Below are 14569 nucleotides of genomic sequence, written 5' to 3'. Positions count from 1 at the left end.
CCTCCCGCGGGCTTTCAAACGTCACATCGGTCAGGCGAGGCTTGCCGCCACACCGAACGCGCCGGCAACCGCGACGGCGCCGGGATCGGCAACGCCCGCCAGATCCCTTTCGCCGACATAGGAGGCGCGTCCGGCTTTCGCCTTCGTCATCGCCTTCGTCGACTCCGCCCCCGCTGCCGCAGCCTTTGCCGCGGCGGCGACATCGCCGGATGCGAGCGCCTGCAGGGCAGGCGACAACGCATCGACCATCGTCCGGTCGCCGACTCCGGCTCCGCCATAGAACGTCATCCTGTCGAGCCCGGCAAGAAGGGCTGCTGATATATCGGCCTTGTCAGCCATCGCCTTTGCTGCGGCGGTGAAGAAGATCGATAGCAGCACGCCACTCGATCCGCCCATGCTGGTGCCGAGGATATCGCCAAGCGAGGCAAGGGTTGCGGCCGGCCGGTCGAGCGGCAGTGTGTCGAGGCGGGCCAGCACGCTGCGGGCGCCCGTCGCCACCGTCGAGCCGGTATCACCGTCGCCGACGCGGCCATCCAGCCGGTTGAGTTCGCTTTCCTGCGAGATCAGATGCTCGCAGAGCGCCGTAATCAGGCGTCGGTTGCGAAGGTTGTCTCCAGCAATAGCCGCGCCGTTCAATCCGGCTGATGTTCTCGGTGCGGCGATGATCTGGATCTCGTGGCGTTCGACGGCCGGCATCCAGGCATGCGGCTCGACCGCTGCCGTCAGCGCTGCCTCGCGCACGGCGTCCAGCCGGATCAACGACAGCGAGAAGCCGTTCATGTTGAGCGCCGTCATCATCGGTGCCGGGCCGATGATCAGCCGGACGCGGCGGCCAAGCGGCGAGGACAGCACGGCATTGGCGATGACGGTCATTTCGAGCGGTGGCACGGCGCCGAGATTGTTGATGAGGAGGGCATGGCTTGCCCCTTCGCGCAGCGCAGGCGACAGGCGCGCCACCATGGTGGCGACGATATCGGCGACCGGCTGCAAAGTGATGCGTTCGACGCCGGGCTCGCCATGGATGCCAAGGCCGAGTTCGCCCTCGTTCTCGCCGAGACGGTCCTCATGCGCCTGACCGGGTACGCTGCAGGTGGAAAGCGACATACCGAGCGAGGCGATGTCGCCGGCTGCCGCGGCGGCATGGGCTGCGACCGTCTTCAGGTCCTCGCCCCTTTCGGCGTGATAGCCAGCGATCTTGTGGACGAAGAGCGTGCCGGCGACACCGCGGGGCTGGTTGATCTCGGGGATGGCGATGTCGTCGGCGACGATGACCATTTCAACGTCGAAACCTTCGGTGCGCGCCTTTTCGGCGGCGAGGCCGAAATTCAGCCGGTCGCCGGTGTAGTTCTTGACGATCAGCAGGGCGCCCTTTTCGCCGGTCACGGCGCGGATCGCCGTCAGCACGGCATCGACGCTCGGCGAGGCGAAAATCTCGCCGGATACGGCAGCCGTCAGCATGCCCTTACCGACGAAGCCGGCATGGGAGGGCTCATGGCCGGCGCCGCCGCCGGATATGATCGCCACCTTCGACTTGTCCCAGTCCGCGCGCAGGATCACCTTGATGTCGGGAAAGCTGTCGAGGCGGGCAAGGCGACCCTTGCTGCTCGTCAGAAGCAGACCGTCCAAGGCTTCGGTGACGATGTTTTCCCTGCGGTTGAAGAAGTGTTTCATCGATTGAGACCCGTCTGTTTGTTTTTCATGCCATGGTCATGTCTGTTTGCCGGTCAGGAAAGGCGCTGTCCAGCCGCATCGAAATAAAGCGGATCGCGCAGCGTCAGGCTGATCCGGTCGCCCGGCGCGATCGCCAGATATGGATCTGCAAGTGTGACGAGCTTGTGATCCCGCGCGGGCTGCTTGGGATCGGCAACCCTGATGTGCAGATGGTTCTGGTCGCCCAGATGCTCGATCCAGTCGATCTCGGCATTAGCGTCTTTGCCGACAATGATGTCGAGATGCTCCGTGCGCGCGCCGACGGTTTTCGTGCCGGGCGGCGGTCCGCCGCCCGGCAAGAGGTCCGCCGGCAGAAGATTGATGTGCGGCTGGCCGAGGCGGGCGGCGACATGCAGGTTGGCGGGATTGCCGTAGATCTCGCGCGGCGTTCCCACTTGCATCAGCCGTCCCTCGGCGACGATGCCGATGCGGTCGGCCATGGTCATGGCTTCCACCTGGTCGTGGGTGACATAGAGTAAAGTCGAGCCGAGTTCCTTCTGGATGCGTTTCAGCTCCAGGCGCAGTTCGGCGCGCAGCTTGGCGTCGAGTGAGGACAGCGGCTCGTCCATCAGGTAGATCGCCGGCTTGCGCACAAGAGCCCGGCCGATCGCGACACGCTGCATCTCGCCGCCGGAAAGGCGCGTCGAGCGGTTCTCCAGCTTGTGGTCGATCCGGACCATGCGCGCGACTTCGCGCACGCGCCGGTCGATCTCCTGGGGGCTCAGCTTGCGGACCGGCGCCTTCAGCGGGAAGGCGAGGTTCTCGTAAACCGTCATATGCGGATAGAGCGAATATTGCTGGAAGACGAAGGCGACGTCGCGTTCGGCGGGCGCTTCGGCGGCGACATTGCGGCCGCCGATCTCGATGCCGCCGCTATCGGGCTTTTCGAGGCCGGCGATCAGCCGCAGCGTCGTGGTCTTGCCGGCGCCTGTGGGACCGAGCAGTACGACGAACTCGCCGTCGCGGATCGAAAGGTCGAGGTCGGCCAAAGCCTGGGTGTCGCCGAAGCGCTTGGCGAGGTTCCTGAGGACGACATCAGCCATGCCGGGTCTCCTGATAAAGCGAGGATGGCACTGCGCGGCCGGACGTGCAGTCGAAGAGCGCGAGTTTCGCCGGGTTGAATTCGAGGCCGACCCTTTCGCCAATCTGGAAGCTGCGATTGGCGGGAACGCGGGCCTTGATCAGCCCCCCCTGTGTTTCCACAGCCACGACCTGGTTGGTGCCGAGATATTCGCTGCCATAGACGGCGCCGCGAAGCGCCGAGGCGTCGCTGAAGCGGATATGCTCCGGCCGCACGCCGAGCGCCAGCTCGCTTTCGGCCATGTCCTTATGGATCTCGGGAACGGCGACATCGACGCCGTCGAGCAGGATGGAACGGTCGCCGCTTTTCAGACCCGAGGTGAAGCGCATGAAGTTCATCGGCGGCGAGCCGATGAAATCGGCGACATACATGGTCGCCGGCTTTGCATAGATCTCCTGCGGCGTACCGAATTGTTCGATGACGCCATGGTTCATGACGGCGATCTTGTCGGCCATCGCCATCGCCTCGTGCTGGTCATGGGTGACGTAGACGGTGGTGGCGTGGATGCGGTTGTGCAGTTCGCGCAGCTCATGGACCATGATCTCGCGGAACTCGGCGTCGAGCGTGCCGAGCGGCTCGTCCATCAGGAAGCACTTCGGACGCCGGACGATGGCGCGGCCGAGCGCCACGCGCTGCCGGTCGCCGCCGGCAAGGCCGGAGACCGAGCGGTTGAGAATATGGTCGATCTGCAGCAGGCGGGCGGTCTCTTCCACGCGCTGACGGATTTCGGCCTTGGGCATGCCCTGCGACAGCAGCGGGAAGCCGATATTCTTGCGCACGTTCATATGCGGGTAGAGCGCGAAGAGTTGGAAGACGAAGGCGATGTCGCGGGCGCTGGCGCGGTTGAAGGTGACGTCCTCGCCGTCGAGATAGATCTTGCCGCTCGACGGCAGCTCGAGACCGGCAATCATGCGAAGCGTCGTCGTCTTGCCGCAGCCTGATGGACCGAGCAGCGCCAGAAACTCGCCGTCATGGACGGTGAAGCTCGAATCCTCGACGGCGACGAAGCTGCCGAATTCCTTGCGGAGATTTTCAATCCGGATGTCCGCCATGGTTCACCCCGGGAATTTCGAGACGATGATGAACATGACGGTGCCTATGAGCAGGGTCACCAGCGAATAGGTGTAGAGCACCAGCAGGAAGGGCTGGAACAGCATCAGGAATCCGAGCCCGATCAGCACAGTGGCGATGTTTTCCATCGGGCCGCGGCGCAGGAAGAACGGCTGTTTCGGACGGGCAGGGGTGCGTGTTTCGATCAGGTGGCTCATTTGCGGACGGCTCCGAAGGTGATGCCGCGCAGCAGCTGCTTGCGCAGGAGAATGGTGAAGACGAGGATCGGGATCAGGAAGATCGTCGTGCCGGCGGCGACCGCCGGCCAGTCTTGGCCGCCTTCGCCGATGATCGTCGGGATGAAAGGCGGCGCGGTCTGGGCCTCGCCCGATGTCAGAAGCGCGGCGAAGGCATATTCATTCCAGGCGAAGATCAGGCAGAAGATCGCGGTGGCGGCGATGCCCGTCGTTGCCTGCGGCAGCACGACCTTGCGGAAGGCCTGCAGGCGAGTATAGCCGTCGATCATCGCCGCTTCCTCGTATTCGCGCGGGATTTCGTCGATGAAACCCTTGAGCAGCCAGACCGCGAGCGAGACGTTGACGGCGGTGTAGAGTAGGATCATGCCCAAGGCCGTGTCCGACAGGCCGAGCTCGCGATACATCAGGTAGATCGGTATGGCGACGGCGATCGGCGGCATCATGCGCGTCGACAGGATGAAGAACATCAGGTCGTCGGCGAGCGGTATCTTGAAGCGGGAAAAACCATAGGCGGCGAGCGTGCCGAGGAAGACCGCGAGGAAGGTGGAGCCGAAGGCAATCACCAGCGAATTGACGAAGCGCGGCAGGAAATTCGACGGGCCGGCGATGACCATGTTGCGCTTGCGCGTCACCTCATCGCAGGTGCCGACCGGCGCCGGCAGCGAGGCGATATAATCAGGCGTCTGGCGCGTGCGCGTCGTGAACAGGTTGCAATAACCTTCGAGCGACGGGGTGAAGACGATCTTCGGGGGATAGCTGATCGAATCCGGCGGTGACTTGATGCTGGTCAGGAAGATCCAGACGAGCGGGATGAGAGTGATCAGCGCATAGAGGACGACGATCGTGCCGGCGATGCGCTTGCTGGAGAGGCTCGGTTCGACGACCGAATGGGCTGAGTTGGCGGCGCTCATCGTTGCTTCACCTTGTTCAATGCCTTGACGTAGATGTTGGCGAGGCCGAACACCGCGACGAAGAGGATGATGGCGAAGGCCGAGGCCCGGCCGGTCGCCCAGCTTTCAAAGGCAGCGCGCTTCAGCGTGATCGAGGCGACCTCGGTGACGGAGCCCGGACCGCCGCCGGTCAGCAGCGTCACCATGTCGAACATCTTGAAATTCTCGATGCCGCGGAAAAGCACGGCGAGCATGATGAAGGGCAGGGCCATCGGCACGGTGATCGACCAGAACTGCCGCCAGGGCGAGGCGCGGTCGACCTCGGCCGCCTCGTAGATATAGTCGGGGATCGAGCGCAGTCCGGCGAGGCAGATCAGCATCACATAGGGCGTCCACATCCAGGTATCGACGATGATGATTGCCCAGGGCGCCAGCGTCACGTTGCCGAGCATCTGGATATCCGATGTCGGAATGCCCGTGACCAGCGACACGGCATAGGCGAAGAGGCCGATCTGAGGCTCGTAGAGGAAGCGCCAGAAATTGCCGACGACGGCGGGCGACAGCATCATCGGGATCAGGATGATCGTCGTCCAGAAGGCATGGCCGCGAAACTTGCGGTCGATCAGATAGGCGAGTGTAAAGCCGATCACCGTCTGCAGCACGATTGTCCAGAAAACGAAATGCGCGGTGGTCTGCATCGCCTGCCAGATATCGGGATCGTTGAGGACGCGCTGGTAATTTCCGAAGCCGACACCCTGGACCGGCGCATTCGGCCGGTTGGCGCGGTAATTGGTGAAGGAGAGATAGACCGCCCAAAGCAGTGGGAAGATATTGATCGCCAAGAGCAGGGTGATGGCAGGCGCAATGAACAGCCAGGCGATCGCCCTATCGGAGAGGCCGCGGACGCGCCGGGCGACCGAGGAGGGCGTTGCCCTTGCAGTCGCATCGGCTGCCTTCTCGACGATGGAGGAATGGGAAATAGTCAAGTTTTCACCTGGTCTTTTTGGGGTACGGGGTCTTTTGGGGTATGAGAGATCTGGCGGCCCGGCTCGTCTGCCGATCCGGGCCGCCATCCTGTCGAGGATGGCGCGCATCAGGGATGCCACGCGTCAGATCTTGCCGTCGTCCTTGAAGACGTCGCTCCAGTCTTTCACCAGACCGTCGAGCGCTTCCTTGGGGGTGCCGTTGCCGGCGACCACGTAGTTATGGACGCGCTTCTGCATGGCCTGCAGCAGCGAGGCGTAGCTCGGCTCTGCCCAGAAGTCCTTGACGATCGCCATCGAGTCCAGGAAGGCCTGGGCATAGGGCTGGCTCTTGGCAAAGCCCGGCGCGTTGACGACCGAATTCAGGCATGAAAAACCGCCGAGTTCCCACCACTTGGCCTGCACGTCGGGCTGTGCGAACCATTTGATGTATTGCAGGGCGGCGTCGCGCTTGTCGGAATAGGAGACCACCGAGATGCCCTGGCCGCCGAGCTGGGCGAAGTGCGCCTTTTCAGCCGGATTGGGGAAGAAGCCGATCCTGTCGCCGCCGACCTTCTCGTCCTTGTAGAGGCCAGGCCAGGTGAAGGCGAAGTTCATCTGCATGGCGACTTGGCCGGATTTGAAGGCGTCGGCGGATTCGACCATATAGACGTTGGAGCTGCCGGGCGGCGTGCAGCAATCATAGAGCGACTTGTAGAATTCGAGGCCCTTCACCGCATCGTCCGAGTTGACGAAACCTTCCATGTCATAGGGCTTCTTAGGGTTCTCGTACTGGAAGCCCCAGTCGTAGAGCACGTTGGTGACGCCCATGGTGATGCCTTCGGAGCCGCGCTCGGTATAGATCGAGGCGCCATAGACGGTCTTGCCGTCAATCTCGCGTTTCTGGAAGAACTCGGCGATCTGTTTCAGCTCGTCGTAGGTCTTCGGGGCTGCGAGATCGTGGCCGTACTTCTCCTTGAATTCCTTCTGCAGTTCCGGCTTTTCGAACCAGTCCTTGCGGTAGGTCCAGCCGACGACGTCGCCCATGGCAGGCAGCGCCCAGTAGTTCGGCGTGTTCTTCGGCCATTCCGAATAGCCGACGACGGTCGCCGGCACGAAGTCATCCATCTTGATGCCTTCCTTGTCGAAGAAGTCGTTGAGCTTGACATAGTGGCCATTCTCGGCCGATCCGCCGATCCACTGGCTGTCGCCGATGATGAGGTCGCAGAGCTTGCCGTGCGAATTCAGCTCGTTGAGGAAGCGGTCGGCGTAACTCGTCCAGGGAACGAATTCGAACTTCATCTGCGTGCCGGTCTTTGCGGTGAAATCCTTCGACAGCTCGACCAGCGCATTGGCGGGGTCCCATGCGGCCCAGCACAGCGTCAGTTCATCGGCTTTGGCGAGATTGGGCAATGCCGACGACATGACGAATGCCGTGGCCAGCCCGAAAAGGGCTTTCGATGTTTTCTGCATAAGTTCCTCCCAGAACCAAGGGCCGGCTCCCCGCCGGCGTCGCATGTTCACCCACTTCAAAGAATGCTCACATGAACTCCTCAATCATCATGTTTAGCAATATGTTTAGTGATATCTATTTTTATAAACATTGCAAGCATCAATCGTTGTTGCAATGCGACAGGTGTCGCGTCCCGTGGGCGGATAGTTTTGGGCGGCGATCTTTTTTCGGCAGATCGCGAAAAATTCTTGGCGAGCGTACCGATGCAGCGACATCTGGCCTCGCTGCGACATCGATCGCACGGTATGGACTGCACGCCGCTCCTGTTTTTCCCCGGAGCGGTTCAAGCTTGGCCTCGCTTCGGTGGGGCCTTTTTCTTGAATCCTTTCTTGGGTCGATGCCGCGACGTATCGGGCCGCATCGGGAATATTCCCGCGCAGTGCGAGATTTAGCCTTTCCGGCCGGCTGCAACGGGCGTATTCAGCCAGTGTGCGGCTTTCCATGTCCGCGCTCCTCCGCGCGGCAGATCTCCGATCGGCTTCCTTCCCGTTTGCCTGCCGCGTCATCCGGAATTTTTATTGGCAGATCGATGACGACGGCAGAGACGAGCGAGAATGGGCAAGAGGCCGTGAGCGGCCGCCAGGCGAAGATCGTGGCGCTGGTCGTTGCCGTTTCGTTCTTCATGCAGATCCTCGACGGCACGATCGTCACCACCTCGCTGCCGCAGATGGCGGCGAGCTTCGGCGTGCAGCCGGTGTCGATGAGCATCGGCATCACCGTTTACATGCTGACGATGGCCGCCTTCATTCCGCTGTCGGGCTGGCTCGGCGATCGGTTCGGCGCGCGCCGCATCTTCCTGATGTCGATCGCCGTCTTTACCGGCGCCTCGCTGTTCTGCGGGCTGTCCGGCAGTCTTGCGGAATTCGTGCTGTGGCGCGCCGTGCAGGGGGCGGGCAGCGCGCTGATGACGCCGGTCGGGCGCATCATCGTGCTGAAGAATGCCCGCAAGTCGGAACTCGTCCAGGCGATCGCGCTGATCACCTGGCCGGCGCTGACGGCGCCGGTGATCGGCCCGGTGCTCGGCGGCTTCATCACCACCTATGCCAGCTGGCACTGGAACTTCCTCATCAATATCCCGATCGGCATTCTCGGTATCGCGCTGGTGCTGCGTTTCGTGCCGGAGCAGCGCGAGACCAATCCCAGCCGGCTGGATCTCGTGGGCTTTGTGTTGAGCGCCGCCGGCCTGACCTTCCTGCTCGCCGCCCTCGAACTCTCGGTCAAATGGGACGGCGGGCTTTTGCCCATCATATCCATGCTGGCGGCGGGCATCGTGCTGTCAGTCATGGCGACGCGGCATTTCCTCGCCGTCGACAATCCGCTGCTCGATCTTTCAGCCTTCCGCATCCAGACCTTCTCGATGTCGACTCTGTCGGCGGGCACGGCCTGCCGGATGGCGATCAATGCGACGCCGTTCCTGCTGCCTCTGCTGTTCCAGCTCGGCTTCGGCCTGAGCTCGATTGCCGCCGGCACCTATCTGCTCGTCTATTTCCTCGGCAATTTCAGCATGAAGGCGGTGACGACGCCGCTGCTGCGCTTCTTCGGCTTTCGCGCGGTGCTTGGGGTCAACGGGCTGATCGCCGCTCTTTCGATCGTCGGCTGCGGTTTCCTCTCGCCGCAGACGCCGCCGTTTTTCATCCACGCTCTGCTTTTCCTCGCCGGCCTGTCGCGGTCGATGGAATTCACCGCTTTGAACACGCTCGCCTTCGCCGATATCGGCCCGGCGCAGCGAAGCTCGGCCTCAACACTGTCGAGCATGCTGCAGCAGGTATCGATGCTGCTTGGCGTGGCAGTGGCGGCGGCCGTGCTCAACATCGCCTCGGCTCTCAGGGGTGCCGACAATCCCGTCCTTGCCGATTTCCGCTGGGCTTTCATCGTGGTCGGCGTGATCGGGGTCGTCTCGTCGCTGCGTTTTCTGCAATTACCGGCAGAGGCGGGAGCCGAAGTATCTGGCCATCGGAAATTCCAGAAAAATTAGCTTGTCCCGGGAACCAATCGGGCCGCTTGGCGTTTATGCATCTCATTTCAGGTTTTTCGTTTTCCCATCTCCTTCAACGGCTTCCATAGGGTTCCTCCCCAGGCCAGGATCATGTTCTGAAAATGCCGGCTTCCCGACATCCTCCTTCCGCGCCGCCTGCGACAAGAGCGAGGGATAACCGCTGTTTACCCCAGGTGGCCAATGCAATACGACATTGCCATGCGGACGACTCGGACGCTTGCGGGCGGTCGTCGCTGCGAGAGAACGCCGGGAGACCGAATGAGCAATTCTAGCGGCGATGCGGATGCCCTGATCCACATCCTCTATATCGACGACGACGAGGGGCTTGCCCTGCTGATGCAGAAGAACCTGCTCCGGCGCGGCTTTTCGGTCGAGTGGGCCGAGAGCGGCGCTGCAGGCCTTGCGAGACTCGGCGAAGGCGGGATCGACGCCGTCGTGCTCGATCATGTCCTGGCGGGCGAAACCGGCCTCGATATCCTGCCCTGCATCACTGCGATGGGGGATCATCCGCCGGTCATCTATGCGACAGGTTCGGACGATACCAGCATCGCGGTCGCAGCGCTGAAGGCCGGTGCCGACGATTACATGCTGAAGGGGATATCAGCCGATTATTTCGACCTGCTCGCCGCCGCCCTCGAACAGGCGCTGGAGCGGGCGCGTTTTCGCCGCGAGACGGCGCAGGCGCAGGAGGTGATCCGCCAGCAGCGCGACCTTGCCGAAATGCTGCTCACCGAAGTCAATCACCGCATCGCCAACAGCCTCGGCCTCGTCGGCGCGCTGATCCGCATGCAATCCTCGATGACCACGGATCAGGTTGCGATCGACGCGCTGCACGAAACGCAGGTGCGCATCAACGCCATCGCCAGCGTGCACCGCCGGCTTTATACCAACCGCCAGGTCGGCTCGGTGCAGGTCGATGAATATCTGAACAGCCTGCTCACCGAACTCGAAACCTCGATGCGCGACGACAGGCGGCCGCACCGGATCGTCCTCACCGCGCAGCCGATCAATCTGGCGACCGACAAGGTGATCACGCTCGGGCTGATCGTCAGCGAGCTCGTCACCAATGCCTTCAAATATGCCTATCCGGACAACGTGCCGGGCGAGATCCGCGTCATCGTCGACCAGACGGACGGGGCATTGCGCGTCATCGTCGAGGATGACGGCGCCGGTTTCGACCCGTCGAGCCCGGCCAGGGGAACCGGCCTCGGCACACGCATTCTGACGGCCATGGCCGCCAGCCTGAAATCCGATTTCGCCTATGACCCCGGCCACGACGGAACCAAGGCGACGCTGGTGTTTTCGTTGCATGAGGGGAAGTAGGAAGTGCAGCGTAGGGTGTGCCGGGTGGCCCTCATCCGCCCTACGGGCACCTTCTCCCCGAGGGGAGAAGGGGGAATCGAGACGTTGCCGCGAATCTCTTCTCCCCAGCGGGGAGAAGGTGGCGGCAGCTGGATGAGGGGGCTCCCGGCACGGTGTTATCCCTTTTCCTACAATAATTTACCGAAGCTGCATCATCAAGCCTAACGCTAGGGAAGGGGAAACATGGCGAGGATCCGCACACCTAAGGAAGCGTATGATTTCTGGTTCGTCAGATGCGGCCGGGAGCTGTGGTTCCGCTCGACGCCGGAACTCGACGTGGAGATCCGCGAAGGCTTCCGCGATACCCATCTGGCCCTTGCCGCGGATGTTGGCGCCGAATGGCGGGCGGATGCGAAGAGCCGGCTGGCGGCTGTGATCGTGCTCGACCAGTTTCCTCGCAACATCTATCGCGGCACGGCGCTTGCCGTTGCGACCGATGGGCTGGCGCTTCGGGAAGCCAAGCTCGCGCTGGCATCGGGCGCCGATCGGGCGGTCGAGGCCGCATGCCGTACCTTTTTCTACATGCCCTTCGAACATGCCGAGGACCTTGGGGAGCAGGAGCGATCGGTGGCGTTGTTTACCGCGCTTGGCGATGAAGAATATCTCGATTATGCGATCCGCCACCGCGACGTGATCGCCGCCTACGGCCGCTTTCCGCACCGCAATGCCATGCTCGGACGCGAGTCGACGGCTGAGGAATGCGACTATCTCTCCCGGCCCGATGCCGGTTTCTGAGGGTTTCCAGGGAGCTTCCGCCTTTCTGTCGCCTTTCTTTACTAAGACAAGCTGGCATTCTATTCCGACGACAACCTTTCCCGGAGGCGCTTTTGCGGCTGAGACCGATCCTGCTTCGCACCATTCTTCTGCTGACGCTGGCGGTCGCCGGCGCGCATTTCAAGGGTGCTGCCGCTTTCGCGCAGGAGCCGCAGGCACCGGCGGCCGCGCAGGCGCCGCTTGCCGATAGCCCGCTCGACCAGGCGACAAAGGAGATCGACAAGGCGAAGGTCCAGCTGACGGCGCTTCAGGACGGCGTCAAGCAGAATGCCGATAATGACGATGCCCTGGTCGGGCTTGCGACCAAGGCCGACGAACTCAGCCGCGCCGTCATCACCATATCGGTCAATCTCAGGCCGCGTTTCGACCAGATCAAGAACCGGCTTGCCGAGATCGGCGATCCGCCGAAGGACGGGCAGCCGCCAGAAGCCGAGATCGTCACCCAGGAGCGCAACGCGCTCGCCGCCGAACGCGCGCAGATCAACGCGCTGACGGGCGATGCCGAAAACCTCTCGATCACGGTGACGAAGCTCGTCAACGAGATCACCGAGATGCGGCGGCGGCTGTTTGCCGATACGCTGCTCAGGCGCACCGAGATTTCAGTCTCGGTGCTCGACGATGCCGGCAGCGCCTTTGTGCACGAGGCCAGCGAATTCTCGCACGCCCTGTCGAGCTGGGCCACCTTCGTCTGGAAATTCAAGCGTTTCCCGATGTTTGCCGCGATCTTCCTGTCGCTTGCCTCGGCGCTGATCCTGCTCTCCGGCAGTTATCGGCTGTTCGGCTCCTACCTGCGGCGCGACGAGGCTGTCGAGAACCCGTCCTATATCGGCCGGCTGTCGATCGCCTTCTGGTCGACGTTGATCCGCACGCTGGCGCTCTCGGTGCTGCTCGTCACCTCGTTCTTTTTCCTTAACGGGTTCAATGTGCTGAGGCCCGATATCGCACCTGTCATCGGTGCGCTGTTCGGGGCGATCGGCCTCGTCTATTTCGTCGGCCGCTTCGTCAATGCCATCTTCGCGCCGCACGAACCGCGCTGGCGCCTCGTTCGGCTTTCCAATCTCGGCGCGCGCTCGATCGGCTACTGCCTGCTGGCGATGGCGATCGTCAATGCGCTCGATTATCTGTTCGGCACGATCGGCGAGGCGATGGGCTCGCCGCTGGTGCTGACCGTGGTCAGAAGCCTGATTGCGGCGCTGATCATCGGCCTGATCCTGATCGCGGTCTCGTTCGGCAAGCCGATGCTGGCGAAGAACGGCGATCCCGATGCGCCGGGAAGGCATTGGCCGCGCGGCATGGCGATCATCCTGCGGGTCATCGGCGCCGGCCTCATCCTTACCGCGCTGACCGGTTATGTCGGGCTCGCGCGCTTCGTCGCCACGCAGCTCATCATCACCGGCGCCGTCGTCGTCACCATGTATATCGGCCTGCTTTCCGGCAAGGCGATATCAAGGCAGGAAAGCTTCGGCGACACCTTCTTCGCAAGCTTCCTGACGCGCCGTTTCAAGCTCGGGCCGGTGGCGATCGACCAGGCCGGCCTGCTTGTCGGTCTTGCCATCTATGCGGTGGCGCTTCTCGTCGGCATCCCGCTGATCCTGCTGATGTGGGGCTTCCATGTGCAGGACCTGCAGATTCTTGCCTATAGGCTGTTCACCGAGGTCAGGCTCGGCGGTATCAGCATCTCGCTGCTCGGCATCTGCACCGGCATTCTCTTGTTTGCCGGCGTCTACCTGCTGACGCGCTGGCTGCAGCGCTGGCTCGATGGCAATGTGATGGCCAGAAGCCATGTCGATCTCGGCGTGCGCAATTCGGTCAAGACCGGCATCGGCTATCTCGGCGTCGGCATCGCGGCGATCATCGGCGTCTCGGCGGCCGGCATCGATCTGTCGAGCTTCGCGCTCGTCGCCTCGGCACTTTCGGTCGGTATCGGTTTCGGCCTGCAGAACATCGTTTCCAACTTCGTCTCCGGCCTGATCCTGCTCGTCGAACGGCCGTTCAAGGTCGGCGACCATGTCGTTTCCGGCACGGCCGAAGGCATCGTCAAACGCATTTCGGTGCGCGCAACCGAGATCGAGACCTTCCGCAAGCAGTCGATCATCGTGCCGAATTCGGAGTTGATCAACGGCCTCGTCGGCAACTGGACGCACCGCAACAAGATCGGCCGCTCGGAAATTCCGGTTTCCGTCGCCTACAACGCCGATCCGCAGCAGGTGATGGACATCCTGCTGGAACTGACGGCCAAGATACCGCTCGTCATGCGCAATCCGGAGCCGCATGTCGAATTCCTGCGCTTCGGGCCCTATTCGCTGGATTTTGAGCTGCGTTTCTTCCTCGCCGATATGGGTGACGGCATGGTGGTGCGCAACAATCTCAGGATCGATATCCTTAAGCGCTTCAAGGCCGAGGGCATCGAGATCCCGCTGCCGCAGACCGATCTTACCATCCATCGAGAGGCTCGTCCCGCGCTTGCCGATGCGGGCAGGGATCAACCCAACGAGCAGGAAAACTCGGCGGACACGCCCATGGAGGAGCAAGAGCAGCCGGTGCGGCAATTACGCAGCAAGACGGCAGACGGCAATCGGAAAGGCTGAACGGGTCATTCAGCCATCATTCACAGCTATATGTGCATGATCTCCACTATCGGGATCGCTGCCGGGGGCAGCACCGATCGTTCGAGGGGAGGGCGCGCCAGCGCCGCCGCACATGATGGCAAGATTTGCCGCCGTTCTGCTTATCCCGCTGCTTGCCGCAACCGCGGCTGAAGCGGCATCCATCACCAACACCGATCCAGCCGCCGTCGTGCTCGTCATCACCGAGAGCGGCCAGCGCGTCGAGGTCGTGGTCGATGCCGGCGCTTCGGAAAACCTCTGTGCTTCCGGCTGCTTCATGACGACGCCCGACGGCGACCGCATCGGGCTCGACGGTGGCGAGACGATCGACATCGTCAAGGGCTCGGCCGTCGTCAAGTAGCGCCCGT

The 14569-nt window shown here is 62.6% G+C and carries 13 protein-coding genes and 1 pseudogene; 5 read left to right on the top strand and 9 right to left on the bottom strand.

The features are described from left to right. Positions 1-30: 30 nt before the first annotated feature. The 8 genes from GR198_RS13240 to GR198_RS13205 form a co-directional block, all read right to left on the bottom strand. Positions 31-1671, bottom strand: a complete 1641-nt coding sequence (locus GR198_RS13240; protein WP_164047722.1) for a dihydroxyacetone kinase subunit DhaK — start codon at positions 1669-1671, stop codon at positions 31-33. Positions 1672-1724: 53 nt separating this feature from the next. Further along, on the bottom strand, positions 1725-2753 hold the full coding sequence (locus GR198_RS13235; RefSeq protein WP_164022564.1) for an ABC transporter ATP-binding protein: 1029 nt from the start codon (positions 2751-2753) through the stop codon (positions 1725-1727). Next, on the bottom strand, positions 2746-3843 hold the full coding sequence (locus GR198_RS13230) for an ABC transporter ATP-binding protein (RefSeq protein ID WP_164022565.1): 1098 nt from the start codon (positions 3841-3843) through the stop codon (positions 2746-2748). The genes GR198_RS13235 and GR198_RS13230 overlap by 8 nt, the downstream gene beginning before the upstream one ends. Positions 3844-3846: 3 nt before the next feature. Beyond that, positions 3847-4059: a hypothetical protein gene (locus GR198_RS13225; protein WP_164069110.1), complete on the bottom strand. Its 213-nt coding sequence runs from the start codon at positions 4057-4059 to the stop codon at positions 3847-3849. Next, entirely contained in the window at positions 4056-5009 is a 954-nt protein-coding gene (locus GR198_RS13220; RefSeq protein WP_017960896.1) for a carbohydrate ABC transporter permease, read from the bottom strand. Before GR198_RS13220 ends, GR198_RS13225 begins: the two co-directional genes overlap by 4 nt. Beyond that, complete coding sequence (locus tag GR198_RS13215; protein WP_018074536.1) at positions 5006-5974, bottom strand: carbohydrate ABC transporter permease; 969 nt, start codon at positions 5972-5974, stop codon at positions 5006-5008. Before GR198_RS13215 ends, GR198_RS13220 begins: the two co-directional genes overlap by 4 nt. A gap of 123 nt (positions 5975-6097) precedes the next feature. Continuing rightward, positions 6098-7423 carry an ABC transporter substrate-binding protein gene (locus GR198_RS13210; protein ID WP_164069109.1) on the bottom strand — a complete coding sequence of 442 codons (1326 nt, stop codon included), beginning with the start codon at positions 7421-7423 and terminating at the stop codon, positions 6098-6100. Positions 7424-7528: 105 nt separating this feature from the next. Continuing rightward, complete coding sequence (locus GR198_RS13205) at positions 7529-7906, bottom strand: hypothetical protein (RefSeq protein WP_155248889.1); 378 nt, start codon at positions 7904-7906, stop codon at positions 7529-7531. An 86-nt stretch (positions 7907-7992) separates the two neighbouring features. On the opposite strand from GR198_RS13205, the gene GR198_RS13200 reads away from it, so the two are divergent. Both GR198_RS13200 and GR198_RS13195 read left to right on the top strand, forming a co-directional pair. Next, the gene (locus tag GR198_RS13200; protein ID WP_029870655.1) at positions 7993-9438 is read left to right on the top strand and encodes an MFS transporter; all 1446 of its coding nucleotides are present in this window, start codon (positions 7993-7995) and stop codon (positions 9436-9438) included. Between the two features lie 279 nt (positions 9439-9717). Next, a complete protein-coding gene (locus GR198_RS13195) occupies positions 9718-10782 on the top strand; it encodes a sensor histidine kinase (RefSeq protein ID WP_164069108.1) in 1065 nt (354 codons plus the stop codon). 21 nt (positions 10783-10803) lie between these two features. Here GR198_RS13195 and GR198_RS36425 read toward each other — a convergent pair. After that, positions 10804-10933: pseudogene (locus GR198_RS36425) on the bottom strand (endonuclease domain-containing protein); the annotation flags it as partial. 71 nt (positions 10934-11004) lie between these two features. Here GR198_RS36425 and GR198_RS13190 point away from each other — a divergent pair. From GR198_RS13190 to GR198_RS13180, 3 genes are all read left to right on the top strand, one after another. After that, a complete protein-coding gene (locus tag GR198_RS13190) occupies positions 11005-11556 on the top strand; it encodes a DUF924 family protein (protein ID WP_164069107.1) in 552 nt (183 codons plus the stop codon). A gap of 92 nt (positions 11557-11648) precedes the next feature. After that, the gene (locus tag GR198_RS13185) at positions 11649-14183 is read left to right on the top strand and encodes a mechanosensitive ion channel family protein (RefSeq protein WP_029870659.1); all 2535 of its coding nucleotides are present in this window, start codon (positions 11649-11651) and stop codon (positions 14181-14183) included. A 112-nt stretch (positions 14184-14295) separates the two neighbouring features. Continuing rightward, positions 14296-14562: a hypothetical protein gene (locus tag GR198_RS13180; protein ID WP_029870660.1), complete on the top strand. Its 267-nt coding sequence runs from the start codon at positions 14296-14298 to the stop codon at positions 14560-14562. Positions 14563-14569 lie beyond the last annotated feature (7 nt).

The organism is Rhizobium leguminosarum, assembly GCF_010668065.1.
GTDB classification, from domain to species: Bacteria; Pseudomonadota; Alphaproteobacteria; order Rhizobiales; family Rhizobiaceae; genus Rhizobium; species Rhizobium leguminosarum_S.
The sequence above is the reverse complement of the archived record's forward strand: the minus strand, read 5'-3'. Positions and strand labels throughout refer to the sequence as shown.